The following is a 23852-nucleotide window of genomic DNA, read 5'->3' on the forward strand; positions in this document are numbered from 1 at the left end:
CGTCGTCGGCTCGAAGGACCCGGTGTTCCTGGATTGGCTCGTCGGCCTGGCGTTCCCCTGCCAGCGTCCGTTCGGCCACCAAAACGGCGTCGACGAAACGCCGAAATGGCGCATCCTGCCTGACCGTTTCGGCGCCGAAGCCAACTCGCCGGTGATGGACAACAACGGTGGCGGCCCGCTGGGCGTCACCGAGCTGCTGCTGAAGGCCACCACCATGGCGACCTATCTGAAGGACGACTGGTCGCGCGACTGGGGTTCCCTGCAACGGCTGACGCCCTACTACGCCGGGGCGCAGCCCGCCCGCCTGCAGCTGGGGACGGTCACCCGCAGCGGCCTGTGGAGCCCCGCGCCGCTGCGTAAGAGCTAGCGAGGGGGCCGGCAATGACGGCAAGCCTGATGAGCATGGCCCGCGACGAACGGGCCGACCTGGCCGAGTTCCTGGCCACCCTGACGCCCGAGCAGTGGGAGGCGCCCAGCCTCTGCACGCACTGGACGGTCAAAGACGTTGTCGCGCATACGATCAGCTATGAAGAGCTCGGCCCGTTAGGTCTGGCGGGGCGCTTCGCGAAGGGCTGGATCGTCCGCGCCAACCAGGTGGGCGTCGACGAGTTCGCCGGCCTGGGTCCGGAACAACTGCTCGACTTTCTGCGAGCCCATCTCCAGCCGCGCGGGCTGACAGCGGGTTTCGGCGGAATGATCGCGCTCGTCGACGGCACGATCCATCACCAGGACATCCGCCGCGCCCTCGACCGGCCTCGCATCGTCCCCGCCGATCGGCTCGAGCGCGTCCTGCAGCTGGTGCCGGGCAACCCGAGGCTCGGGGCCGGCCGCCGGATCCGGGGGCTGCGCCTGCGCGCCACCGACCTCGACTGGGCACACGGCCGCGGGCCGGAAGTCACCGGCCCCGGCGAGGCTTTGCTGATGGCGATGTCGGGCCGCCCGGCGGCGCTCGCCGACCTCGACGGCCCGGGCCTGAACACCCTGGCGGCCCGGCTCCCCCGCTGACGCCGCGCGGCCCCGCGCGGCCCCGCGTCCTCAGCGGACAAAGCGGCTTCGCTTACGATCGAGCCTCGTGCCCCACGACGGTAATCAGCGATCGCAGCGGATCCCGCGGTTCGTCGCCGCCGTCGCCGGCATCGTCGGACTGCTGTTGTGCGCGCTCGTCCCGCTTCTTCCAGTCAGGCAGACCACCGCGACGGTGCTGTGGCCGCAGGGCGTCGCGGACGGACACGTCACCCAGATCACCGCGCCGCTGGTGTCCGGGGCGCCGCGCGCGCTCGACATCTCCATCCCGTGCGCGGCGATCGCGACCCTGCCCGCCAGCGGCGGCCTGGTGGTCTCGACGCTGCCCGCCGGCGGCGTCGATGCCGGCAAGGACGGGCTGTTCGTGCGGGCCGACAAAGACCTGGTGGTCGTCGCGTTCCGCGACACCGTTGCCGCTGCCGCGCCGCGGGCGGCGGTCGCCGGCGGGGCCTGCAGCGTGCTGCACGCCTGGGCCGGCGCGGGCGCGGCGGGCGCCGACTTCGTGGGCATGCCCGGCGCCTCGGGCACCCTGTCCTCAGACAAGAAACCCCAAGTCGGCGGCATCTTCACGGACCTGAAGGTGCCGGCCCAGCCGGGACTATCGGCCCGCATCGACATCGACACCCGCTTCATCACCGCCCCAACCGCCCTCAAGCAACTCGCGATGGCCGTCGGTGCCCTGGCCGTGCTGACCGCCGTCATCGCGCTCGCCGCGCTCGACCGTCGCAGCCGCGGCGGCGGCACGCTGGTCAATTGGCAATCGCCGATCGCCTGGCTCTCCCGGTACCGGCCCCGGGCGCGATGGAGTTCCTGGCGCCGCGTCGGGCTCGCAACCTGGATCGCCGACGTCGGGGTGATCGCGACGCTCCTGGTCTGGCACGTCATCGGCGCCACCTCGTCCGACGACGGCTACAACCTGACCATCGCCCGCGTCTCCCCGAAGGCCGGCTACATCGTCGATTACTACCGCTACTTCGGTACGACGGACGCGCCGTTCGACTGGTATCTGGGGGTGCTGTCCAAGCTGGCGGCCGTGAGCACCGCCGGGGTGTGGATGCGGTTGCCCGCCACGCTGGCCGGGATCGCGTGCTGGCTGGTGATCAGCCACTGGATCCTGCGCAGGTTGGGCCCCGGCAGGGGCGGCCTGGCGGCGAACCGGGTGGCGGTGTTCACCGCGGGCGCGGTGTTCCTGGCCGCCTGGTTGCCGTTCAACAACGGGCTGCGGCCCGAGCCGCTGATCGCCCTGGGTGTGCTGGTCACCTGGATGCTGGTGGAGCGGGCGATCGCGCTGCAACGCTTGGCCCCGGCCGCGGTCGCGACCTTCGTCGCGATGCTCACCGTGACACTGGCGCCGCAGGGCCTGATCGCCGTCGCCGCGTTGCTGACCGGTTCGCGGGCCATCGCCCGGACGATCCGGCGACGCCGGGCGACCGACGGCCTGCTCGCGCCGCTGGCGGTGCTCGCGGCGTCGCTGTCGCTGATCACCGTTGTGGTGTTCCACGGTCAGACACTGGCCAACGTCGCCGAGTCGGCGCGGATCAAGTACAAGGTCGGGCCGACGATCGCGTGGTACCAGGACTGGCTTCGCTACTACTTCCTCACGGTGGAGTCGAACCCCGATGGGTCCATGGCGAGGCGTTTCGCGGTGCTGGTGCTGCTGCTGTGCCTGTTCGGGATGCTGGTCATCCTGCTGCGCCGGGGGCGAGTGCCCGGGCTGGCCAGCGGCCCGGCCTGGCGGCTGATCGGCACGACCGCCATCGGCCTCCTGCTCCTCACGTTCACCCCGACGAAGTGGGCGGTCCAGTTCGGCGCCTTCGCCGGACTTGCCGGGGCGCTGGGCGCGGTCACCGCGTTCGCGCTTTCGCGGATCGGCCTGCACAACCGCCGCAACCTGACGCTCTACGTCACGGCGCTGCTGTTCGTTGTCGCGGTGGCCACCTCCGGCGTCAACGGCTGGTTCTACGTCGGCAACTACGGGGTGCCGTGGTACGACATCCAGCCCGTGATCGCGAGCCACCCGGTGACGTCGATGTTCCTGACGCTGTCGATCCTCACCGGGCTGCTGGCCGCGTGGCAGCACTTCCGGATGGACTATGCCGGCCACACCGAAGTCAAAGACAACCGGCGCAACCGGGTGCTGGCGTCGACCCCGCTGCTGGTGGTCGCGAGCATCATGGTGGTCGGCGAAGTCGCCTCACTGACCAAAGGCGCGGTGTTCCGCTACCCGCTCTACACCACCGGCAAGGCCAACCTCGCCGCCATCGCTTCCGGCCTGTCCCCGACGAGCTGTGCCATGGCCGACGACGTGCTTGCCGAGCCCGACCCCAACGCGGGCATGCTGGCGCCGGCGCCCGGGCAGGTCTTCGGGCCCGACGGCCCGCTCGGCGGGGTCAACCCGGTCGGCTTCAAGCCCGACGGCGTCGGCGACGACCTGCGGTCGTACCCGGTGGTGACCAAGCCCGGCGTGGTGAATTCGGATGCGTCGCCCAACAAGCCCAACGCCGCCATGAGCGACTCGGCGGGCACGGCCGGCGGGAAGGGCCCCGTCGGCGTCAACGGCTCCCATGCGGCGCTCCCGTTCGGACTCGACCCGGCCCGCACCCCGGTGATGGGCAGCTACGGCGAGAACTCGCTGGCCGCCACGGCGACCTCGGCGTGGTACCAGCTACCGCCCCGCACCCCGGACCGGCCGATCGTCGTGGTGTCGGCGACCGGCGCGATCTGGTCGTACAAGGAGGACGGCACCTTCACCTACGGGCAGTCGCTGAAGTTGCAGTGGGGAGTCACCCGCCCCGACGGCACCACCCAGCCGTTGGCCGAGGTGCAGCCGATCGACATCGGCCCCGAGCCGGCGTGGCGCAACCTGCGCTTCCCCCTCACCTGGGCGCCGCCCGAGGCCAACGTGGCGCGCATCGTCGCCTACGACCCGAACCTGAGCTCGGATCAGTGGTTCGCGTTCACCCCGCCGCGGGTGCCGGTGCTGCAAACCCTGCAGCAGCTGATCGGGTCGCGCACGCCGGTGCTGATGGACATCGCGACCGCCGCGAACTTCCCATGCCAGCACCCGTTCTCCGAACACCTTGGCGTGGCCGAACTTCCGCAGTACCGCATCCTGCCCGATCACAAGCAGACGGCGTCGTCGTCGAATGGGTGGCAGGCCAGCGAGGCCGGCGGCCCGTTCCTGGTCACTCAGGCGATGCTGCGCACCTCGACGGTCTCCACCTATCTTCGCGGCGACTGGTATCGCGACTGGGGCTCCGTGGAGCAGTACTTCCGGCTGGTGCCGGCTGACCAGGCGCCCGACGCCGCAATCGAACAGGGTGTGATGACAGTGCACGGCTGGAGCCGACAGGGACCGATTCGGGCGCTTCCATGAGCATCACGACCGTGAACAACCGCGAAGACAAGACGACCGCCGGTCAAAACGTGCGCGCGACGCGCTGGGTCGCGACGATCGCCGGCTTGATCGGCTTCGTCCTGTCGGTCGCCACGCCGTTGCTGCCCGTCGTGCAGACCACCGCCACCCTCAACTGGCCCCAGGGCGGCCAGCTGAACAGCGTTACCGCGCCGTTGATTTCACTGACGCCGGTGGACGTGACCGCAACCGTGCCGTGCTCGGTGGTGAGCGCGTTGCCGCCGGACGGCGGGGTCGTCCTGAGCACGGCGCCCAAGAAGGGCAAGGACGCCGCGCTGAACGCGCTGTTCGTCGTCGTCAACGCCAAACGCGTCGACGTCACCGACCGCAATGTGGTGATCGCCAGCGCGTCTCGAGACCAGGTGGCCGGCCCGCAATGCCAGCGCATCGAGATCACCTCGACGAAAGCCGGCGCCTTCGCCACCTTCGTCGGGCTGAAGGATTCGGCCGGCGGGCCGATCGGGGGCGGTTTCCCCGACCCGAACCTGCGGCCGCAGATCGTCGGGGTGTTCACCGACCTCACCGGCCCGGCCCCGCCGGGCCTGAAACTGTCGGCCACCATCGACACCCGGTTCTCCACCACCCCAACGACTTTGAAGCTGACCGCGATGGTGCTGGCCATCGTGTCCACGCTCGTCGCGCTGATCGCATTGTGGCGCCTGGACCAGCTGGACGGCCACCGGATGCGCCGGCTCATTCCGGCGAACTGGCGCACCTTCACGCTGGCCGACGTCACGGTCATCTTCGGGTTCCTGCTGTGGCACGTGATCGGGGCGAACTCGTCCGATGACGGCTACATCCTGGGCATGGCCCGGGTCGCCGACCACGCCGGTTACATGTCGAACTACTTCCGCTGGTTCGGCAGCCCGGAGGACCCGTTCGGGTGGTACTACAACCTGCTGGCGTTGATGACCCACGTCAGCGACGCCAGCCTGTGGATGCGCCTGCCGGACCTGATCGCGGGAATCGTCTGCTGGCTGCTGCTTTCGCGTGAGGTGCTGCCCCGTCTCGGGCCCGCGGTCGCCGGCAGCAAGGCGGCGAACTGGGCGGCGGGCCTGGTCCTGCTCACCGCGTGGATGCCGTTCGACAACGGCCTGCGCCCGGAGCCGATCATCGCCGTCGGTTCGCTGATCACCTACGTGCTCATCGAGCGCTCCATGCGTTACAGCCGGTTGACTCCCGCCGCGCTGGCGGTCATCACCGCGGCGTTCACCCTCGGCGTCCAGCCCACCGGATTGATCGCCGTGGCCGCACTGGTCGCCGGTGGCCGTCCGATCCTGCGTATCCTGGTCCGCCGGCATCGGCTGGTCGGCACCTTGCCGCTGGTGGCGCCGATGCTGGCCGCCGGAACGGTCATCCTGACCGTGGTGTTCGCCGATCAGACGCTGTCAACGGTGTTGGAAGCCACCAGGATTCGGACCGCGATCGGGCCCAGCCAGGCCTGGTACACCGAAAACCTGCGCTATTACTACCTGATTCTGCCCACCGTCGACGGTTCACTCTCGCGCCGCTTCGGCTTCCTGATCACCGCGCTGTGCCTGTTCACCGCCATGTTCATCATGTTGCGGCGCAAGCGAGTTCCGGGCGTGGCCCGCGGGCCGGCGTGGCGCCTGATGGGTGTCATCTTCGGCACCATGTTCTTCCTGATGTTCACCCCCACCAAGTGGGTGCACCACTTCGGGCTGTTCGCCGCGGTGGGCGCGGCGATGGCCGCGCTGACGACGGTGCTGGTGTCGCCGAAGGTGCTGCGCTGGTCGCGCAACCGGATGGCGTTCCTCGCGGCGGTGCTGTTCATTCTGGCGCTGTGCTTCGCCACCACCAACGGCTGGTGGTACGTCTCCAGCTACGGCGTGCCGTTCAACAGCAGCATGCCCAGGGTCGGCGGAATCTCGATCAGCACAATCTTTTTCGCGCTGTTCGTGATTGCCGCGGTGTATGCGGCCTGGTTGCATTTCGCCGACACCAGCCACGGCGAGGGCCGCCTGGCGCGAGCGCTGACCGCCGCGCCGATCCCGCTGGCGGCCGGCTTCATGGCGCTGGTGTTCGTGGCGTCGATGGTGGCCGGCATCGTGCGTCAATACCCCACCTACTCCAATGCCTGGGACAACCTGCGCGAGTTCAGCGGAGGCTGCGGCCTGGCCGACGACGTGCTCGTCGAACCGGACAGCAACGCCGGCTTCATGGCGCCCCTGCCCGGCGATTACGGTCCGCTGGGGGCGCTCGGGGGCGTGAACCCGACGGGATTCACTCCCAACGGTGTTCCGGACCGCACCCTGGCCGAGTCGGTCAAGGAGACGTCGGTGCCGCAGCCGGGCACCGACTACGACTGGGACGCGCCGCTGAAGCTGACGACGCCCGGCGTCAACGGATCGACGGTGCCGCTGCCGTACGGCCTCAACGCCGAGCAGGTCCCCCTGGCCGGGAGCTACACGACCGGGGCGCAACGGCAGAGCCGGCTCACCTCCGCGTGGTATCAGCTGCCGAAGGCGGATGACGGGCACCCGCTGGTAGTCGTCACCGCGGCGGGCACGATCGCCGGCAACAGCATCTTGCATCACCACACCAGCGGCCAGACGGTCGAGCTGGAGTTCGGCCGTCCCGGTCCCGGCGGCTCCGTGCAGCCGGGCGGCAGGCTGGTGCCCTACGACCTCTACGGCGAGCAACCCAAGGTGTGGCGCAACCTGCGCTTCGCGCGCTCGCAGATCCCGGCGGACGCCGTCGCCGTGCGGCTCGTCGCCGAGGACCTGTCGCTGACGCCGGACGACTGGATCGCGGTCACCCCGCCGCGGGTGCCGGAACTGCGCTCGTTGCAGGAGTATGTTGGCTCGACGCAGCCGGTGCTGATGGACTGGGCGGTCGGGTTGGCATTCCCGTGCCAGCAGCCGATGTTGCATGTCAACGGTGTCACCGAGATCCCGAGGTTCCGCATCACCCCGGACTACAACGCCAAGAAGCAGGACACCGACACCTGGCAGGACGGCGTCAACGGCGGCCTGCTGGGCATCACCGATCTGCTGCTGCGGGCCCACGTGATGTCGACCTACCTGTCGCACGACTGGGGCCGGGACTGGGGATCGCTGCGCAAGTTCGACACCGTCGCCGATGCCCATCCCGCGCAGCTCGATCTGGGCACCGCGACCCGTAGCGGCTGGTGGTCTCCCGGGCCGATCCGCATTAAACCGTAGGGCGTAATAAACGCCTTTTCTCTGGCAATTCGTCAGCCGCCCAATAACCGCACAAATTAACGAATGAGTAATTGCCGGAAATAGGTTTGATTTTGCCGGGCCCTGGTTAATACCTAACCGCTGTGATTCAGTTCACACGGGAGAAACAGGTGGGCCCATGTACACGCTGAGACGTATCCGAACATGTGCGGCGCTGATCGCGGTGGCGATCACCTGGGCGATGACGTTCGGCGTCAAGGCCCACGCCGAAGGCGGCACCACGGTGGTGCTGGACAACTATTTGCGGCGCTGCGATTTCAGCCGCGTCGGCGTGGCCCCGAAGGTGCCGAGCCCGATGCTCGGCACCGGCTCGGCGGTGATCCGTACCAGCGGGTTAAGAGCGCTCGCGGAGGTGCACCTGTACGACGAGCCCGAGCCCGGCACCCACTTCGACGTCGGGCTGATCCAGATGCCCCGGCCCTCGTCGAGCACCTGCGGTCCGGGTGATCCCGGCACCGCTTTCGCGGGCATGGATATCGATGCGGCGGGCACCGGAACAACGACCGTCCAAGACACCATTCGTCCCGGCACGACTGGAGTTTGGGTGATTATCGAACGGACCAACGCTAACTCGCAGAATCCGGCGGAGTTCTACACATCAGAGTTCGTCGCCCCGGTATAACCACGCCGTTGGGAGCGGGCAGTGCCTTAAGTCCCTATCACGACGCCGCGGTCGAGTGCTCCGATAAAGGGGTCGCCGCGTGACCGGCGTCGGATGAAAGGTACGGCAATGGACGCTTCCCAACAGTCGACACGCTTCTTCTGCCGCGTGCTCGGCCCCTTCCTCGTCGTCGTCGATGTGACGGCGGTGGCGCGCGCCTCGGACATGCAGTCGCTGCTGTCGCAGTTCGAGGCGAATTCGATGTGGACCTTCGTGACCGGAGCCTTCATCCTGCTGATCGGCCTGACCATCGTTGCGGCCCACCAAAGCTGGCGCGGCGCCGCGGCGGTCACCGTTTCCCTGGTCGGCTGGCTGATCGTGTTGCGCGGATTGCTGCTGGTGGCATTTCCCAGGTTCTTCGCCGCGCTGGCCAACGACATGATCGGCGCGCAGGGCTGGTGGATCACGGCGTGCGTCGTCTTCGCCCTGGTCGGGCTGTACCTGACCTACGTCGGTTGGGTGCCGGCGCCGCAGCGCCCGACATCGCAGGCGACGGCGGCCAACCCGGACCTGCCGCGAGCCGCGTGAGCGACACGGGGTCGACGCCGCACCGGCCAACTCGGCGCGAAGACCCGGAGGACCGCACCGGCGCCATCGGCAGCGCCATGCCCGCCGAGCTCGACGCGCCGGCAACCGCCGCCGATGCCGCGATCGAGGACACCGCCGGGTTGCGCCCAGGCTCGGCGCTGCTCGTCGTCAAGCGTGGCCCCAACGCCGGTTCGCGTTTTTCCCTGAGCGCAGACGTGGTCTCCGCCGGCCGCCATCCCGAGAGCGACATCTATCTCGACGACATCACCGTCAGCCGCCGGCACGCCGAATTCCGAAGCGACGGAAAGCAATTCCGCGTCGTCGACGTGGGCAGCATGAACCAGACCGACGTCAACCGGGAGCCGGTCGACTCGGCGGTGCTGGCCAACGGCGACGAAATCCAAATCGGCAGGGTCCGTCTGGTCTTCCTCACCAGCGCGTAGCGTCTCACCCATGAGCGACTACGCCGCGGAGGCGGTGGACAGGCTGCCCTTCTCCACCGAGGAGAAAGCGCAGCGCTACCGGACCGAGGACTATCGCGGGGCCGCCGGTCTCAACTGGTACCTGACCGACCCCACCCTGCAGTTCATCATGGCGTACTACCTGCAGCCGGACGAGCTGGCGGTGGTGGAGCCGCACCTGGTGCGCATGGGCGAGCTGATGGGCGGCCCGGTCGCGAAATGGGCGGAGGAGACCGACCACAACCCGCCGCGGCTGGAACGCTACGACCGGTGGGGACACGACGTCAGCCAGGTCGTCATGCCGGCGTCCTTCACCCAGTCCAAGCGCGCGGTCCTGGACGCCCAGCAGGCGCTGCGCAACGACGCCCGCGCCGCCAAGGTGAGCTCGGGCCTGGGCCTGTTCGCGTCGAACTACCTGCTGAATCAGGCCGACATCGGGATGGGCTGCGCGTTGGGCACCGGCGGTGGCATGGTCTCCTCGCTGGTGGCCGCCTACGCGCCTGCCGATGTGCGCGAGCACGTGCTGGCCAAGTTCGCCTCGGGCGAGTGGGCCGGGGAGACGGCGCAGCTGCTGACCGAACGCACCGGCGGCTCGGACCTGGGCGCGCTGGAGACGACGGCGACGCGGGCCGGGGATTCCTGGATCCTCAACGGGTTCAAGTGGTTTGCCTCCAACTGCGCCGGCGAGGCCTTCGTCGTGCTGGCCAAGCCGGAGGGCGCACCCGACTCGACGCGGGGCGTCGCCAACTTCCTGGTGCTGCGCACCCGCCGCGACGGGTCGCGCAACGGGGTGCGGGTGCGCCGCCTGAAGGACAAGCTCGGTACCCGCTCGGTGGCCTCCGGCGAGGTGGAATTCGTTGACGCGGAAGCGTTTCTGCTGTCGGGGGAGCCCAGCGGCGAAGCCGGCCCATCGGACGGCAAGGGCCTGGGCCGCATGATGGAGTTGACCAACGCCGCGCGCCTGGGCATCGCCCTGTTCGGCCTGGGTAACGCGCGCCGCGCCCTGGTCGAGTCATTGTGCTACGCCCGGCAGCGGCACGCGTTCGGCGGCGCGCTGATCGACAAGCCGCTGATGCGGCGCAAGCTCGCGGAGCTGATCGTCGACGTGGAAGCCGCGCAGGCAATGGTTTTCGACGGCACCGGCGCCACCAATCATCGCCAGCCGCGGGCCATGCGGCAACGCATCGCGGTGCCGGTGACCAAACTGAAAGTGTGCCGGCTCGGCATCACCGCGGCGTCCGACGCGATCGAAATCCACGGCGGCAACGGTTACATCGAGACCTGGCCGGTGGCCCGGCTGCTGCGCGACGCGCAGGTGAACACCATCTGGGAGGGGCCGGACAACATCCTGTGCCTGGATGTGCGGCGCGGCATCGAGCAGACCCGCGCGCACGAGCCGTTGTTGGCGCGGCTGCGCGACGCGGTGTCGGTGTCGGACGACGACGACACCACACGGCTGGTCGCCGGGCGCATCGAGGATCTCGACGCCGCCATCACGGCGTGGTCCAAGCTGGACCGCGACATGGCCGAGGCGCGGCTGTTCCCGCTGGCCCAATTCATGGGCGACGTCTATGCCGCGGCGTTGCTCACCGAGCAGGCCGCCTGGGAGCGCGAGGCCCGCGGCGGGGAGCGAAAGGCGTTGGTAGCCCGGCTGTATGCGCACCGGTACCTCCCGGATCGGGGGGCGCTGCGCGGCATCGACGCCGAATCCGACGAGGCGCTGGAGCGGTTCGACGACCTGGTCGACGGCGCGTTCACGGGCTAACGATCATCACCCGCCGGTCGCGTCGTGCGACAAACACCACTCGATGGACGGATTTGATATCGCTCGCGATATCACGGTCGGCATATGAGGGGCGAGACGCTGCCGAAGCGATCAATGATACTGCCCCGCAGCCGGTCTGGACCGCGATCAGCCCACACGTTCGCTCGGTGCGGAACCATGACTGATTTCGTGATCGTGGTGAAACACCAGGATCACGTCAGACCATCGCGCTGCCATCCCAGAACAGTGGCAGACCGCTCCAGGTGCGGGTGTCGATGAAGTGCAACATCGTTCGCGACGCCTCCGTGAGTTCATGGTCGTCGCCGAGCAGCCGCGCGCAATCGTCGATCAGCCGCCGGGTCCGCTCGCCGGCCGCCTCGAATTCGTGCCCCTCCCAGAACCGCCAGGCCAGGAAATAACGCCAGAGCAACGTCTCGTAGGCGTCATTGCCCGCGGCGCGGGCGCTACGGGACAACGCTTTCTTGGCCGCCACAACATTTTCCATCAACGCGGCGCGCTCGGCGCGCTGGTCGTCGGCGTCCTCGGTCACCTTCTCGACCGCGTCTTCGTCGAGGTCTCCGGTGTCCAGCCAGTCGCGTCCCGGAGGCTGGTCGATGTCGCGTTCTTCGGATTCCACGTCGACGAACAAATGGAAGGCCAGGTCGCGCACCTCGTTGAGGTCCTGCTCCCACTCGGCGTACGCCGCCGAACGTTGTTCGCGCGCACCGACGCTCAGCGGGTGCGCCTCGCCGAGGCCGCGGGTCAGGTCCTCGGCCAGCAGGTCCCACTCTGAGATGCAGTCCACTTCGGTACCGGACGTTTTCGGCGTCAAGAGCGCACGAACGTAACGCGCCCGCAAAGTAATTTCGTCGTCGTGGCCGAGCGCGTTTTCGGCGGTCGTTATCAGTTCGTTGAGGCTCTTCAGAACGAAGCTGGTGGGGCCTGTGGCTTCCCCGAGCCAACCCAGCCGCGCCAGTTGGGCGGCCAAAGTCTCGGGATGATGCGCCCCCAGTAGTTGGCGGCGGTACGTCACCACGGGCACCGCATCTGAGCTGGCGCCGAAAGGATCACCGAGGTCGTAGCGGGCCTGCGCCACCATGTAGGCCGCCGACAGCGTCACCTCGTGCTCGACACCGAACACGCGAGTTTCGGCGCCGCACAACCGCACCCAGCGAACCAGCCTGGTCGCCGCATCCTCATGGGGATACTCGACGTAGGCCACGACATGACTCGCACGGAGCGTGTCGGGGTGCTCGGCGCCCAGCACCCCAACCATCGCCGGAATCAGTTCGCGCAGTTGGTCAACCGCGCCGATGTCACCGAGGAGGAAGCGCCACCGTGCCACCGCGCCGGCCACCGCGAGAGTATCCGGGTGTTCGGATCCGAGTACCTCGCGACGTGTATCGAGGACTGCACCGGCGTCACCGACAGCACCTAGCGTGTCGCCGGCATTCTGCCGCGCCTCGGCCAGCGCCAGTCGCGCGGCCAAAGTCGATTCGTGTTGCGGCCCCAGCGCGGCATGCACCGATTGCCACTTCTGCACTGCTGCCGTGACGGGATCGACTGCCTCGAGATTCTCCGACATGATCCCCCTGACTGGCCGGCCGTTCGGCCTGACGCTAGACCGGGATCAGCCCGTGCTTGCGTGCCGTGCGGAACCACAACTGCTTGTCGCGCAACAACTTCATCGACTTGCGCAGCAACAGCCGGGTGTCGTGCGGGTCGATGACCGCGTCGATGAAGCCGCGCTCGGCGGCCGTCCACGGGATCGCCATGTTGAGGTTGTAGCCCTCGATGAAGTCCTTCTTGATCTGCTGCGCCTCGGGCGTGGTCGGGTCGGGGAACCGCTTCATCAGCAGCTGGGCTGCGCCCTCGGCGCCGATCACCGCGATGCGCGCGGTGGGCCAGGCGAAGTTGAAGTCGGCGGTCAGCTGCCGGGAGCCCATCACGGCGTAGGCACCGCCATAGGACTTGCGGACGGTGATGGTCACCTTCGGCACGTCGGCTTCGACGACGGAGTAGAGGAACCGCCCACCGCGCTTGATGATGCCCCGCTTCTCCTCCTCGGCGCCCGGCAGGAACCCCGGGGTGTCCACCACGAAGACCAGCGGGATGTTGAACGCGTCGCAGAACCGGATGAACCGCGCCGCCTTGTCGGACGCCTCGTTGTCGATCGACCCGGACAGGTACATGGGCTGGTTGGCGATCACGCCCACCGGGTGCCCGTCGACGCGGGCGTATCCGGTGATGATGGCCGGCCCGTGCTGCGCGGCCACCTCGAGGAAGTCACCGTCGTCGAAGATGCGCAGCAGGATCTCGTGCATGTCGTAGGCCATGTTGTCGGAGTCCGGCACGATCGAGTCGAGCTCCAGATCGGTCGGCGTGACCTCCGGCTCCAGCCCGGGGTTGACGATCGGCGGCCTGTCGAAGCAGTTCGAGGGCAGGAACGACAGGAAGTCCCGCACGTACTGGAACGCCTCGGCCTCGGAATCCACCACCTGATGGATGTTGCCGTAGCGGGCCTGCGCGTCCGAGCCGCCGAGCTCGTCGAGGGTGACCTCCTCGCCGGTGACCTCCCGGATCACGTCGGGACCCGTCACGAAGAAGTAGCCCTGGTCGCGCACCGAGACCAGCAGGTCGTCCTGGATCGGCGAATACACCGCTCCCCCGGCACATTTGCCGAAGATGAGGGAGATCTGCGGCACCAGTCCCGACAGCGCCTCGTGGCGCCGGCCAAGCTCGGCGTACCACGCCAGCGAGGTGACCGCGTCCTGGATGCGGGCTCCGCCGGAGTCCTGGATGCCGATGATCGGGCAGCCGATCATCGCGCACCACTCCATCAGCCGCGCGACCTTTCGGCCGAACATCTCGCCGACCGTGCCCTGGAACACCGTCTGGTCGTGCGAGAAAACCCCGACGGGCCGGCCGTCGATCGTGGCGTGTCCGGTGACGCACCCGTCGCCGTAGAGCGCGTTCGGGTCGTTCGGTGTCTTGGCGAGCGCGCCGACCTCGAGGAAGGTGCCCGGGTCGACCAGTGCGTGGATGCGGGCCCGGGCGCTGGGGATGCCCTTCTTGTCACGCTTGGCGACGGCCTTCTCACCGCCGGGCTCCTTGGCCAGCTCCATGCGAACGTGTAGCTCGGCCAGCTTTTCGGCTGTCGTGTGAGCGCGAGAAGGCTCCGCACCGGTCACTAGTTGCCCACCTCACTCTTCCGGCGGCGCCCCGCCTCGATGTTCTCCAGCGCCTCGGTCATGTGCGCGCCGACCTTGGCGATGATCGGCTCGTCGATGGCCTGGATGTGCTCCCCGCCGATCGGCACGACCTCGAGCTCGGACACGTACTCGCCCCAGCCGCCATCCGGCTGGCGAATGGCATACCGCGGCTCGAACTCGATGACGTCGTCATGGTAGCGATCCGCCATGTAGAGCGTGACGTGGCCGTCGTAGGGCTCGATCTGGACCGTCTCCAAGGCGCGGTTGTCGAGGTACGACGTGCGCTGGTGCTCGATGATCCCGCCCGGCACCTGCACACCGCTCTGCTGGACGATCTCCAAGACGAACTTGACCTGACCCTCGTCGTCGAGCTCCTCGAGCTGCTCGTAGGGGATCGCGGGGATCTCGACGTTGAAGGTGCGCTCGGCGAATCTCGCGTACCGGTCCCACCGCTTGCGGGTCTCTTCCCTGGTCTGCGGGATCTCTTCGCCGGCCCGGACCGTGTCGATCATGCCGACGAACGCCACGTCGGCGCCCATCCGCTTGAGCCCGATCGCGCAGGCGTAGGCCAACGCACCGCCCAGCGACCAGCCGACCAGGATGAACGGCTTGTCGCCGTTCATCTCCAGCAGTTTGGGCACGTATTGGGCGGCCCGTTCCTGGACGGTGCCCTCGACGCGCTCGAGCCCGTACATCGGGGTGTCCGGCGGCAACCGGTTGAGCAGTGGCTCGTAGACCACCGTCGAACCGCCGGCCGGGTGGAACACGAAAACCGGTATCTGCGAATCGTTTTGCGGCGCCCGGATGGTGCGGACGAATCCGTCGAGTTCACCGGCCTCGAGGTATCCGCGAACCTTCTCGGCCAGGGCCTCGATGTTCTCCGACGTCACCACGTCCTCGGCGGTGATCGGACCTTCGGCCCGCTCGGAGAGGCGCTGCGCCATCTTCTCGGCCTGCGCGTCGTCCAGCTTGGGCAGCGGGTTGAAGATGCCGCCCGGGGACTTACCCGTGACGATCGCCCACGTCGCGAAGGTGACCCGTTCGGCGGCGTCGCGCGGCGGCACGTCGGAGTTCAGCGCCTTGGTGACCGCCTCCTGGTTGAGCGCCTGTGCGGCGCCGGCCAGGTTGGGTGCGGGCTGCCCGCCGTTCGCCTTCGGCCCGGTCGGGTCGGTGGGCGGCGGCGGGATCGGCACGTCCGAGGCCGGCGGCGGCGCCGGCTGGGTCTCGGGCTCCGCCTGCGGGTCGGGCGCGGGCGCGGCGATCGTCGCGGGCGAGGCGCCGCTCATCAATTGCGCCTGGGCCTTGGCGATCTCCTCGGGCGAGTGGCTCTGCTGGTACTCGTGCAGCTGCTCGACCTCGTCGCGGTGCTCGACCGCGTACTTGATCAGCTCCTCGATGTTGTAGAGGTTGGCGTCCCGAACGGCCGTCAGTTGGATCGGCGGCAGGTCGAAGTCGTACTCGACGCGGTTCTTGATCCGCACCGCCATCAGCGAGTCCAGCCCGAGCTCGATCAGGGGCACCTCCCACGGCAGGTCCTCGGGCTCGTAACCCATGGCGGAGCCGACGATCAGCCCCAGGCGCTCCGCGACCGTCTCGCCCGAGTCCGGCGACCACTTGCCCATGCTCGCCGAGAAATACCGGTTGGTCAGGCTGTCGGTCAGGGTCTCGGCTTCGGCCTCACCGCCGGACTCCGCCGGCGCGACGGCGGCCCCGTTGGACGCAGCCGTGATGGCCGCGCCCGCGCCGACCGCGGCCGGCAAGGCGACACCGGCCTCCCCGGCGCGGGTCACCAGCGCGTCGTAGACCAGCGTGAAGGACTCGTCGATGCGGGCGTGTACCTGGACCGAGGCGCCGCCCGGATGCCGGGTCAGCGTCGTCACCAGCCGGGCGCCCTCGCCGGGCACCGCACGCTGCTCGGCGGCCGCCAGCTGCGCGTCCGGAAGGACCTCTGCCGCAGCGGCTTTCACCAACGCGGGCAGGTCCGTCAGGCCGCGGGGGTTGTACTCCCAGACGTGGCGGCCGTCAGGCAGCGCGACGTGGTTGCCCGGCATGAGCACCGAGCTGCTGCCGTGCGCGAAGTGCACGTCCAGCCAGTGCTCCTTGCGCTTGAACCGGGTCGGCGGAATGTTGGCGTAGTCCTCGGGACCGGACGCCCGGCTGAACAGCGTCCAGATGTCCAGGTCGTGGCCGTAGACGTAGAGCTGGGCCATGGCCGCGATCATCGCCTCGACGTCGTCCTGCTTCTTGGCCAGCGTCGGGATCAGCTGCGCGTCGTGCAACCCGGCCGCGGCGGTGGTCAAGCCGATCTGCATCAGCGCCACCGGGTTGGGCGCCAGCTCCAAAAAGGTGGTGAACCCGCTGTCCACGGCGTTGCGGACGCCGTGCGTGAAGTACACCGAGTGCCGCATCCCCTTGACCCAGTAGGCCACGTCGTGGATCGGGTCGCCGTCGGGTTTGACGTAGGTACCCTCGTGCACCGTCGAGAAGATCCCCACGGTGGGCGTCATCGGCTCGATGCCCTGCAACTCCGCGGAGAACTCGCCGAGCAGCGGGTCCATCTGCGAGGTGTGACCGGCGCCCTTGGTCTGCAGCTTGCGGGCGAAGCGGCCCTCGGCCTCGGCCCGGGCGACAATCGCGTCGATCTGTTCGGGCGGGCCGCCGATGACGGTCTGGGTGGGCGCCGCGTAGACGCACACCTCCAGGCCCGGGAAGTCGGCGAACACCGTCTTGAGCTCGTCGGCGGAGTACTCGACGAGCGCCATGAACCGGATGTACTCGCCGAACAGCATCGCCTCGCCCTCACCCATCAGGTGCGAGCGCGACGCGATGACCCGGGCGGCGTCGGCCAGCGACAGCCCGCCGGCGAAGTAGGCGGACGCGGGTTCGCCGAGGGACTGCCCGATCACCGCGGCGGGCTTGGCACCGTGGTGCTTGAGCAATTCGCCGAGCGCGATCTGGATCGCGAAGATCACCACATTGGACGTCTCGATGCCGTACTCGTGCGAGTCGTCCAAGATCAGCTCGAGCACCGAGTAACCGCGCTCATCCTGGATCAGCGCGTCGACCTTCTCGATCCACTCCGCGAAGACCTCGTTGCGCAGGTAGAGGTTCTTCCCCATCTTGCGGTGCTGCGCGCCGAAGCCGGCCATCGCCCAGACCGGTCCGTTGGTCACGGGCCCGTCGACGCTGAACACGCCCGGCCGCTGCTTGCCCTCGGCGACGGCGCGCAGACCCTTGATGGCCTCCTCGTGGTCGTGGGCCAGCACGACCGCGCGGGAACGGCCGTGGTTGCGCCGCGACAGCGCCCGGCCGACCGATTCCAGGGACGACGCCTGGCCCTCCGGGCTTTCCAGCCAGTCCGCGAGCTCGGCGGCCGCGGCCTTCTTGCGCGAGGTCAGGAACGCCGACACGGCGAGCGGGATCAGGGGCTTGGTCGGCTCCGCCGCTTCTTTCGCCGCGAGCTCTTCGAGCGCGATCTCCTTGAGCCGCAGCGCCTCGTCGGTGACGCCCGGCAGCTCGTACTCGTCCTCCTCGGGCGCCTCGGCATCCGGGATGATGTTGCCGAAATCGTCGAACCGCAGCGCGTGGCTTTCCATGGTGGGGGCCTCGGCGGTTTCCGCGGCCGCCTGCGGTTCGGGCGCCGGCTCCGGCTCCCGCTCGATGACGTCACGGGGCAAGACCTCGCGCACCACCAAGTGGGCGTTGGCGCCACCGAAGCCGAAGCTGGACACCCCGGCCAGGGCGTAGCCGCCGTAGCGCGGCCAGTCGGTGGGCTGGTCGACCACCTTCAGGCGCATCGCGTCGAAGTCGATGTAGGGGCTGGGGCCGGCGAAGTTGATCGACGGCGGCAGCTTGTCGTGCTGCAGCGCCAGCACCACCTTTGCCATGCTGGCCGCGCCGGCCGCCGACTCCAGGTGGCCCACATTGGTTTTCACCGCGCCCAGCAGCGCCGGGCGATCGGCGGGGCGGCCCCGGCCGACGACGCGGCCCAGCGCCTCGGCCTCGATCGGGTCGCCGAGGACGGTGCCGGTGCCGTGCGCCTCGATGTAGTCGACGTTGCGGGGATCGATGCCGGCGTCCTTGTAGGCCCGGCGCAGCACGTCGGCCTGCGCGTCCTGGTTGGGGGCGATCAGGCCGTTGGACCGGCCGTCGTGGTTGACCGCGCTGCCCGCGATCACGGCGAGGATCTGGTCGCCGTCGCGGCGGGCGTCGTCGACGCGCTTGAGCACCAGCATGCCGCCGCCCTCGGACCGGGTGTAGCCGTCGGCGTCGGAGGAGAACGACTTGATCCGGCCGTCGGGCGAAAGGACCTGGCCGATCTCGTCGAAGCCGAGGGTGACCACCGGCGTGATCAGCGCGTTGACGCCGCCGGCGACGGCCACGTCGCACTCGCCGTTGCGCAGCGCCTGGACCGCTTGGTGGGCGGCCACCAGCGAGCTCGAGCAGGCGGTGTCGACGGCCACGGACGGACCGCGGAAGTCGTAAAAGTAGGAGACCCGGTTGGCGATGATCGACGTCGCGGTGCCGGTGATGGCGTAGGGGTGCGCGACGGTCGGGTCGGACACCGCCAGGAAGCTGTAGTCGTTGTTGGAGACACCGACGTACACGCCGACGGACCCGCCGCGCAGGCTCGACGCCGGGATGCGGGCGTGTTCGAGCGCTTCCCAGGTCAGCTCCAGCGCCATCCGCTGCTGCGGGTCGATGTTGTCGGCTTCGGTCTTGGCCACCGCGAAGAACTCGGAGTCGAAGCCCTTGATGTCCTTCAGGTAGCCGCCACGGGTGCGGGCCTTGGCCATCCGCTCGGCGAGCCGCGGCTCTTCGAGGAACTCCGCCCAGCGGCCCTCCGGCAGGTCGGTGATGGCGTCGCGGCCCTCCATGAGCGCCTGCCACGTCTCGTCGGGGCTGTTCATGTCCCCCGGCAGCCGTGTCGACAGGCCCACGATCGCGATGTCGACGCGCTCGGCCGGGCCGTTGCGCGTCCAGTCGGAAACGTCGTCACCCGAGGTGTCGAGCTCCGGCTCGCCCTCGATGATCCGGGTGGCCAGCGACTCGATGGTCGGGTGCTGGAAGGCCACCGCGACCGACAGGGTGACACCGGTCATGTCCTCGATGTCGGCGGCCATCGCTACGGCGTCGCGCGACGACAGGCCGAGCTCGACCATGGGCACCGACTCGTCGATGTCGTCCGGCGACTTGCCGACGGCCCGGCCCACCCAGTTGCGCAGCCACGCGCGCATCTCGGGGACTGTGAGCTCGGTCTTCTTGGCGGGCGAGTTCTCCTGAGGTTCGTCTGTGTCAGCCATGGTTCCTGAATTCAGTCGTTAGCCCCGGCGAAGGCCGTCGGCGATCCGACGCCGCTACGCAGGCTGCCGTCGAGGTAGGCGGCGCGGCACGCGCGGCGCCCGATCTTGCCGCTCGAGGTACGCGGGATCGTTCCCGCCTGCACCAGCAGCAGGTCGCGGATGGTGACCCCGTGGCGGACGGCGATGGCCGCCCGGATTTCGTCCGCGATCGGCTGGTAGTCCAGCTTGTGAGTGCCGGGGGCGCGCTCGGCCACGATCACCAGCTGCTCGGAGCTGTCGTCGGGGTCGTGCTTGAGCCCGGTGTGCGGGTTGTCGAACACCACCTGCGGCAGCTGGTTGGCCGGCACGGAGAACGCGGCCACGTAGCCGGTGCGCAGGGCGCGGCTGGCCTCCTGGGCCGAGTACTCGAGGTCCTGCGGGTAGTGGTTGCGGCCGTCGATGATGACGAGGTCCTTGATCCGGCCCGCGATATAGAGGTGGCCCTTGTGGTAGGTGCCGTAATCGCCGGTGCGCACCCACATGCCGTCGTCCGGGGCGCCCTCGGCGTGCGACTGGCTGATGCGCGACTTGAGGATGTTGCGGAAGGTCTCGGTGGTCTCGTCTTCCCTGCCCCAGTAGCCGGTGCCCATGTTGTTACCGTGCAACCAGATCTCGCCGATCTGCCCGTCGGGCAGCTCACTGGCGGTGTCGGGATCGACGATGACGGCCCACTCGTCGACGCCGATGATGCCGGCGGAAACCTGTGCGACGGCCTTGGGCGAATCGGCGGCCACCTCGACGAAGCGCTGCTTGTTCAGCTCGTCGCGGTCGACGTGGATGACCGTGGGCGCCTCGTCCATGGGCGTGGTGGACACGAACAGCGTGGCCTCGGCCAGACCGTAGGAAGGCTTGATCGCGGTCTCGCGCAGGCCATAAGGCTTGAACGCGTCGTAGAACTTGCGCATCGACGCCGGGGACACCGGCTCGCTGCCGTTGAGGATCGCCTTGACGTTGCTCAGGTCCAGAGGCGGCTCGCCGTCCTTGGGCACGCCGCGCACCGCGGCGTGCTCGAACGCGAAGTTCGGCGCGACGGTGATGACCTCGCTGTCCGGGGCGTCTTCGGGCTTGCGGGCCATCTCCCGGATCCACCGGCCGGGCCGGCGCACGAACGCGGCCGGGGTCATGAACGTGAAGTTGTAACCGAGCACCGGCGACAGCAGCGCAGTGATCAGGCCCATGTCGTGGAAGAAGGGCAGCCAGGACAGGCCGCGGTCCCCTTCCTTGCCTTCGAGGCCGTTGAGCACCTGCAGCACGTTGGTGGGCAGGTTCAGGTGCGTGATCTGCACGCCGGTCGGGGTACGGGTGGAGCCGGAGGTGTACTGCAGGTAGGCGATCGTGTTCTCGTCGGCCTCGGGCTCGACCCAGGTGGACGCGACCTCGTTGGGCACCGCGTCGACGGCGATCACGCGGGGCCGTTCCTTGGCGGCGCGTGCGCGGATGAATTTGCGGACGCCTTCCGCGGCCTCGGTGGTGGTCAGGATGGTCGACGGCGTGCAGTCGTCGAGCACGGCGTGCAGCCGGCCCACGTGGCCCGGCTCGCCCGGGTCGAACAGCGGCACCGCGATCCGGCCGGCGTACAGCGCGCCGAAGAAGGCGATGAGGTAGTCCAGGTTCTGGGGGCACAGGATGGCGATGCGGTCACCGGGCTGGGTGACCTGCTGCAGCCGGGCGCCCACCGCCCGGTTGCGGGCGCTGAAGTCGCTCCAGACGATGTCGCGATACACCCCGTCGCGCTCGGTGGAGTAGTCGATGAAACGGTAGGCCAGCTTGTCGCCGCGCACCCTCGCCCACTTCTCAACGTGCTTGACCAGGTTGGTGTTGTCCGGGAACCTGATCTTTCCATTCACGATGAACGGGTTGTGGTACGGCATTCCGCTCTCCTGTCACACCTGTTTCAGGCCGGCGGTACGCCGGCTAGCTGTCCTTCGGTCGGCCAGGCCGACGGCTTCCATTTCTACGCGGGCCAGTCCTCGCGCGGCGCCGCGGGCGCCGGCCCCCTGTTCATCCCAGGCCGGCTTCCACCAGGATCGGGTCCGCAACAAAGTGTTATAGCTCTTAAATTCCTCTTAATGTTAAGGGGCGGGCCGCAGCACACCAAATCACAAGGTACCGCTGATCTGCACCGGCAACGGGCTCCTGATGGCTGTGTCCCGCGGCCGGGTCATCCATGTTTGGGGTGCGGCGCGTTGGCGATCAGTCCTTGAACCCAGTTCAACGTCCAATCGGTGGCCGGCTGCCCGTCCAGGTTCCAGAACTGCGTGGTCGCGTACAACGCGTGGATGGGCTGCCCGGCACCGCCGGCCAGGGTGTTAAGGGTATTGGGCAGGTTGGCCACGCTGAACGCCTCGTCCGGCGCGGCGCAGATGAGGTCACCCGGAGCGCAGATTTCGTTGGTCTTGTCGTTGAGCGCGCCGAACCCGCCGGGCCGCGCGCCGGTCATCGTCAAGCCCAGCCCGGAGAGCACGGGCACTTCGTGCAGCGTGACCTCGGCGCCCTGCCCGGGCGGGTTGGGCCCGATGTCGTTGCCCACGCCGGGCTGGCGGCGACCGTCAGCGATCAACGTCACACCGAGCACCAGGTCGTCGTCGACGGGTCCGCGGCCGTTGCCGATGTCGCTGGCGATGTCACCGGCGATCACCGCGCCCTGCGAGAAGCCCATCAGCACGTAACTGGTCAGCGGGCACTTCGCGTTCATGTCCGTCATCGCCTGGACCGTGGCGCGGGTGCCCTCGGCGCGGCTTTCGTTGTACGACATCTGAGTGTCGCCGCTGAGCGGGTTGTGGAACTGCGCGGTGTAAGGGGTGGTGTACTCCTGCACCCGGGACGCGGGGAACTGCTGGGTGATCGCCGTGGTCACCCTGTGCAGCAGCGCGTTGGGGAATTGCATCGGGTTGAGCGGATCGTCCTGCGGCGCGGACTCCCAGGTGCCGGGGACGTTGACCAGCTGGACGTCGGGGCACGACGCATCTTGCGAAGCGGGCCGGGGTTTGTGCGGGTGGGTGGTCGTGGACGGCGACGGCAAGACGCCCGGTGGCACCGCGCTGGGCGGGGATTCGCGGCCTCGCAGCATGACGACCACTAGCACGATGACCAACAACACCACCCCTGCCATCGCCAAGGCGGCGGTCCAGGCGAGGGCTCGGTGGCGCTTACGCCGCGCGTTGGTGGCCATGGTCTCCCGCTAGCAGGTCGGTGGATCGCAGCCAAGCGGTCCTCCCGACCCCTGCTGCACCCCCTACACGGTACCGGCTCGCAGGACCACCTCAGCCGGGCGGCGACCCGCGTCTCCCGGCGCCGACCCGCTTAGCGAATCGCGCCGACGATGTCGCCCGACATCGCGCCCAGCTGCCCCGACCAGGAGCCCCAGCCGTTGTCGCCGCCGCCCGGGAAGTCGAAGTGACCGTTGTGCCCGCCGTTGCTGCGGTACTGCTGGTAGAACTCGCGGGAGCTGCCCATGGCCGCCCCCGCCTGGCCGATCATGGCGGCGTCGTCGCCACCCATGTTCGTCGGGCTGTAGACCCACACGCGGGTGTTGTTCTGCGCCAGCAGCGACGCGTGGACGTATGGGTCGTGCCACTTCCACCGGCCCAGCTGCGGGGCCCCCCACATCCCGTTACCGTCCACACCGCCGAACTGTTGCAGGCCGGCCAGGATCGCGCCGTTGTAGTTGGTGCTCGACGGGTACAGGAACCCGGACAGCGAACCGGCGAAGCCGAAGCGGTCGGGGTGGAAGGCGGCGAGCGCCATCGCGCCGTAGCCGCCCTGCGAGGCGCCGACGGCCGCGTGGCCGCCCGGCGCCAGGCCTTTGTTGGCGGCCAGCCAGTTGGGCAGCTCGCTGGACAGGAAGGTGTCCCACTGCTTGCTGCCGTCCTGCTCCCAGTTCGTGTACATGCTCCAGGCCCCGCCCGCGGGCGCCACCACCGAGATGCCCTTGCCGCCAAGCGTGTTCATCGCGTTGCCCGCGGTGACCCAGTTGCTCACGTCGGGGGCCGCGTTGAACGCGTCCAGCAGATACACCGCGTGCGGTCCGCCGGCCAGGAAGGCCACCGGGATGTCGCGGCCCATCGCCGCCGACGGCACCATCAGGCTCTCGTAACCGGCCGCCCTCGCCTTGCCGGCCGGTCCGCCCGCCACGGTCACACCGATCAGCCCGATCGCCAGCGCGGCTACGGAGAACACCCGAAGAAGCGCTGACGCACCCCGCACGACCCTCATGTCACC

14 protein-coding genes are annotated in these 23852 nt (G+C 68.9%); 8 read left to right on the plus strand and 6 right to left on the minus strand.

Features of this window, described 5'->3' with window-relative positions; translation table 11 throughout:
- From A5701_RS23925 to A5701_RS23960, 8 genes are all read left to right on the plus strand, one after another.
- Window positions 1–367, plus strand: a 367-nt coding sequence (locus A5701_RS23925; protein WP_197505055.1) for an arabinosyltransferase C-terminal domain-containing protein, incomplete at its 5' end; no start/stop codon positions are given.
- Window positions 368–381: 14 nt separating this feature from the next.
- Entirely contained in the window at window positions 382–1005 is a 624-nt protein-coding gene (locus tag A5701_RS23930) for a maleylpyruvate isomerase family mycothiol-dependent enzyme (protein ID WP_067760198.1), read from the plus strand.
- A 67-nt stretch (window positions 1006–1072) separates the two neighbouring features.
- Complete coding sequence (locus A5701_RS23935; RefSeq protein ID WP_067760201.1) at window positions 1073–4399, plus strand: arabinosyltransferase domain-containing protein; 3327 nt, start codon at window positions 1073–1075, stop codon at window positions 4397–4399.
- A complete protein-coding gene (locus A5701_RS23940; protein WP_067760204.1) occupies window positions 4396–7623 on the plus strand; it encodes an arabinosyltransferase domain-containing protein in 3228 nt (1075 codons plus the stop codon). Before A5701_RS23935 ends, A5701_RS23940 begins: the two co-directional genes overlap by 4 nt.
- A 157-nt stretch (window positions 7624–7780) precedes the next feature.
- The gene (locus A5701_RS23945; RefSeq protein WP_067760207.1) at window positions 7781–8284 is read left to right on the plus strand and encodes a hypothetical protein; all 504 of its coding nucleotides are present in this window, start codon (window positions 7781–7783) and stop codon (window positions 8282–8284) included.
- A 108-nt stretch (window positions 8285–8392) separates the two neighbouring features.
- On the plus strand, window positions 8393–8851 hold the full coding sequence (locus tag A5701_RS23950; RefSeq protein WP_156670249.1) for a hypothetical protein: 459 nt from the start codon (window positions 8393–8395) through the stop codon (window positions 8849–8851).
- Between the two features lie 65 nt (window positions 8852–8916).
- Complete coding sequence (locus A5701_RS23955) at window positions 8917–9294, plus strand: FHA domain-containing protein (protein WP_369807445.1); 378 nt, start codon at window positions 8917–8919, stop codon at window positions 9292–9294.
- Window positions 9295–9304: 10 nt separating this feature from the next.
- Complete coding sequence (locus A5701_RS23960) at window positions 9305–11077, plus strand: acyl-CoA dehydrogenase family protein (RefSeq protein ID WP_067760218.1); 1773 nt, start codon at window positions 9305–9307, stop codon at window positions 11075–11077.
- A 217-nt stretch (window positions 11078–11294) separates the two neighbouring features.
- On the opposite strand, the gene A5701_RS23965 is transcribed toward A5701_RS23960, so the two are convergent.
- From A5701_RS23965 to A5701_RS23990, 6 genes are all read right to left on the minus strand, one after another.
- Window positions 11295–12662, minus strand: coding sequence for a tetratricopeptide repeat protein (locus A5701_RS23965; protein WP_067760220.1), 1368 nt, complete (start codon window positions 12660–12662; stop codon window positions 11295–11297).
- A gap of 34 nt (window positions 12663–12696) precedes the next feature.
- Window positions 12697–14202, minus strand: coding sequence for an acyl-CoA carboxylase subunit beta (locus A5701_RS23970; RefSeq protein ID WP_231968752.1), 1506 nt, complete (start codon window positions 14200–14202; stop codon window positions 12697–12699).
- A 65-nt stretch (window positions 14203–14267) separates the two neighbouring features.
- Window positions 14268–19592, minus strand: a complete 5325-nt coding sequence (pks13, locus tag A5701_RS23975; protein WP_067760224.1) for a polyketide synthase Pks13 — start codon at window positions 19590–19592, stop codon at window positions 14268–14270.
- An 11-nt stretch (window positions 19593–19603) separates the two neighbouring features.
- Window positions 19604–21502 (minus strand): long-chain-fatty-acid--AMP ligase FadD32, encoded by a 1899-nt coding sequence (gene fadD32, locus A5701_RS23980; RefSeq protein WP_067760229.1) that lies wholly within the window; start codon window positions 21500–21502, stop codon window positions 19604–19606.
- A gap of 290 nt (window positions 21503–21792) precedes the next feature.
- Entirely contained in the window at window positions 21793–22803 is a 1011-nt protein-coding gene (locus A5701_RS23985; RefSeq protein WP_067760231.1) for a cutinase family protein, read from the minus strand.
- A gap of 131 nt (window positions 22804–22934) precedes the next feature.
- The gene (locus tag A5701_RS23990; protein WP_067760282.1) at window positions 22935–23837 is read right to left on the minus strand and encodes an esterase family protein; all 903 of its coding nucleotides are present in this window, start codon (window positions 23835–23837) and stop codon (window positions 22935–22937) included.
- Between the last annotated feature and the right edge of the window lie 15 nt (window positions 23838–23852).

Source organism: Mycobacterium sp. E3305, from assembly GCF_001666785.1.
Lineage (GTDB): Bacteria > Actinomycetota > Actinomycetes > Mycobacteriales > Mycobacteriaceae > Mycobacterium.

Bases quoted from the DNA above. Each gene is read 5' to 3' on its own strand.
- A5701_RS23985 (WP_067760231.1), bottom strand. From the start codon at position 22,803: ATGGCCACCAACGCGCGGCGTAAGCGCCACCGAGCCCTCGCCTGGACC.
- A5701_RS23970 (WP_231968752.1), bottom strand. From the start codon at position 14,202: ATGGAGCTGGCCAAGGAGCCCGGCGGTGAGAAGGCCGTCGCCAAGCGT.
- pks13 (WP_067760224.1), bottom strand. From the start codon at position 19,592: ATGGCTGACACAGACGAACCTCAGGAGAACTCGCCCGCCAAGAAGACC.
- A5701_RS23960 (WP_067760218.1), top strand. From the start codon at position 9,305: ATGAGCGACTACGCCGCGGAGGCGGTGGACAGGCTGCCCTTCTCCACC.
- fadD32 (WP_067760229.1), bottom strand. From the start codon at position 21,502: ATGCCGTACCACAACCCGTTCATCGTGAATGGAAAGATCAGGTTCCCG.
- A5701_RS23930 (WP_067760198.1), top strand. From the start codon at position 382: ATGACGGCAAGCCTGATGAGCATGGCCCGCGACGAACGGGCCGACCTG.
- A5701_RS23965 (WP_067760220.1), bottom strand. From the start codon at position 12,662: ATGTCGGAGAATCTCGAGGCAGTCGATCCCGTCACGGCAGCAGTGCAG.
- A5701_RS23950 (WP_156670249.1), top strand. From the start codon at position 8,393: ATGGACGCTTCCCAACAGTCGACACGCTTCTTCTGCCGCGTGCTCGGC.
- A5701_RS23945 (WP_067760207.1), top strand. From the start codon at position 7,781: ATGTACACGCTGAGACGTATCCGAACATGTGCGGCGCTGATCGCGGTG.
- A5701_RS23940 (WP_067760204.1), top strand. From the start codon at position 4,396: ATGAGCATCACGACCGTGAACAACCGCGAAGACAAGACGACCGCCGGT.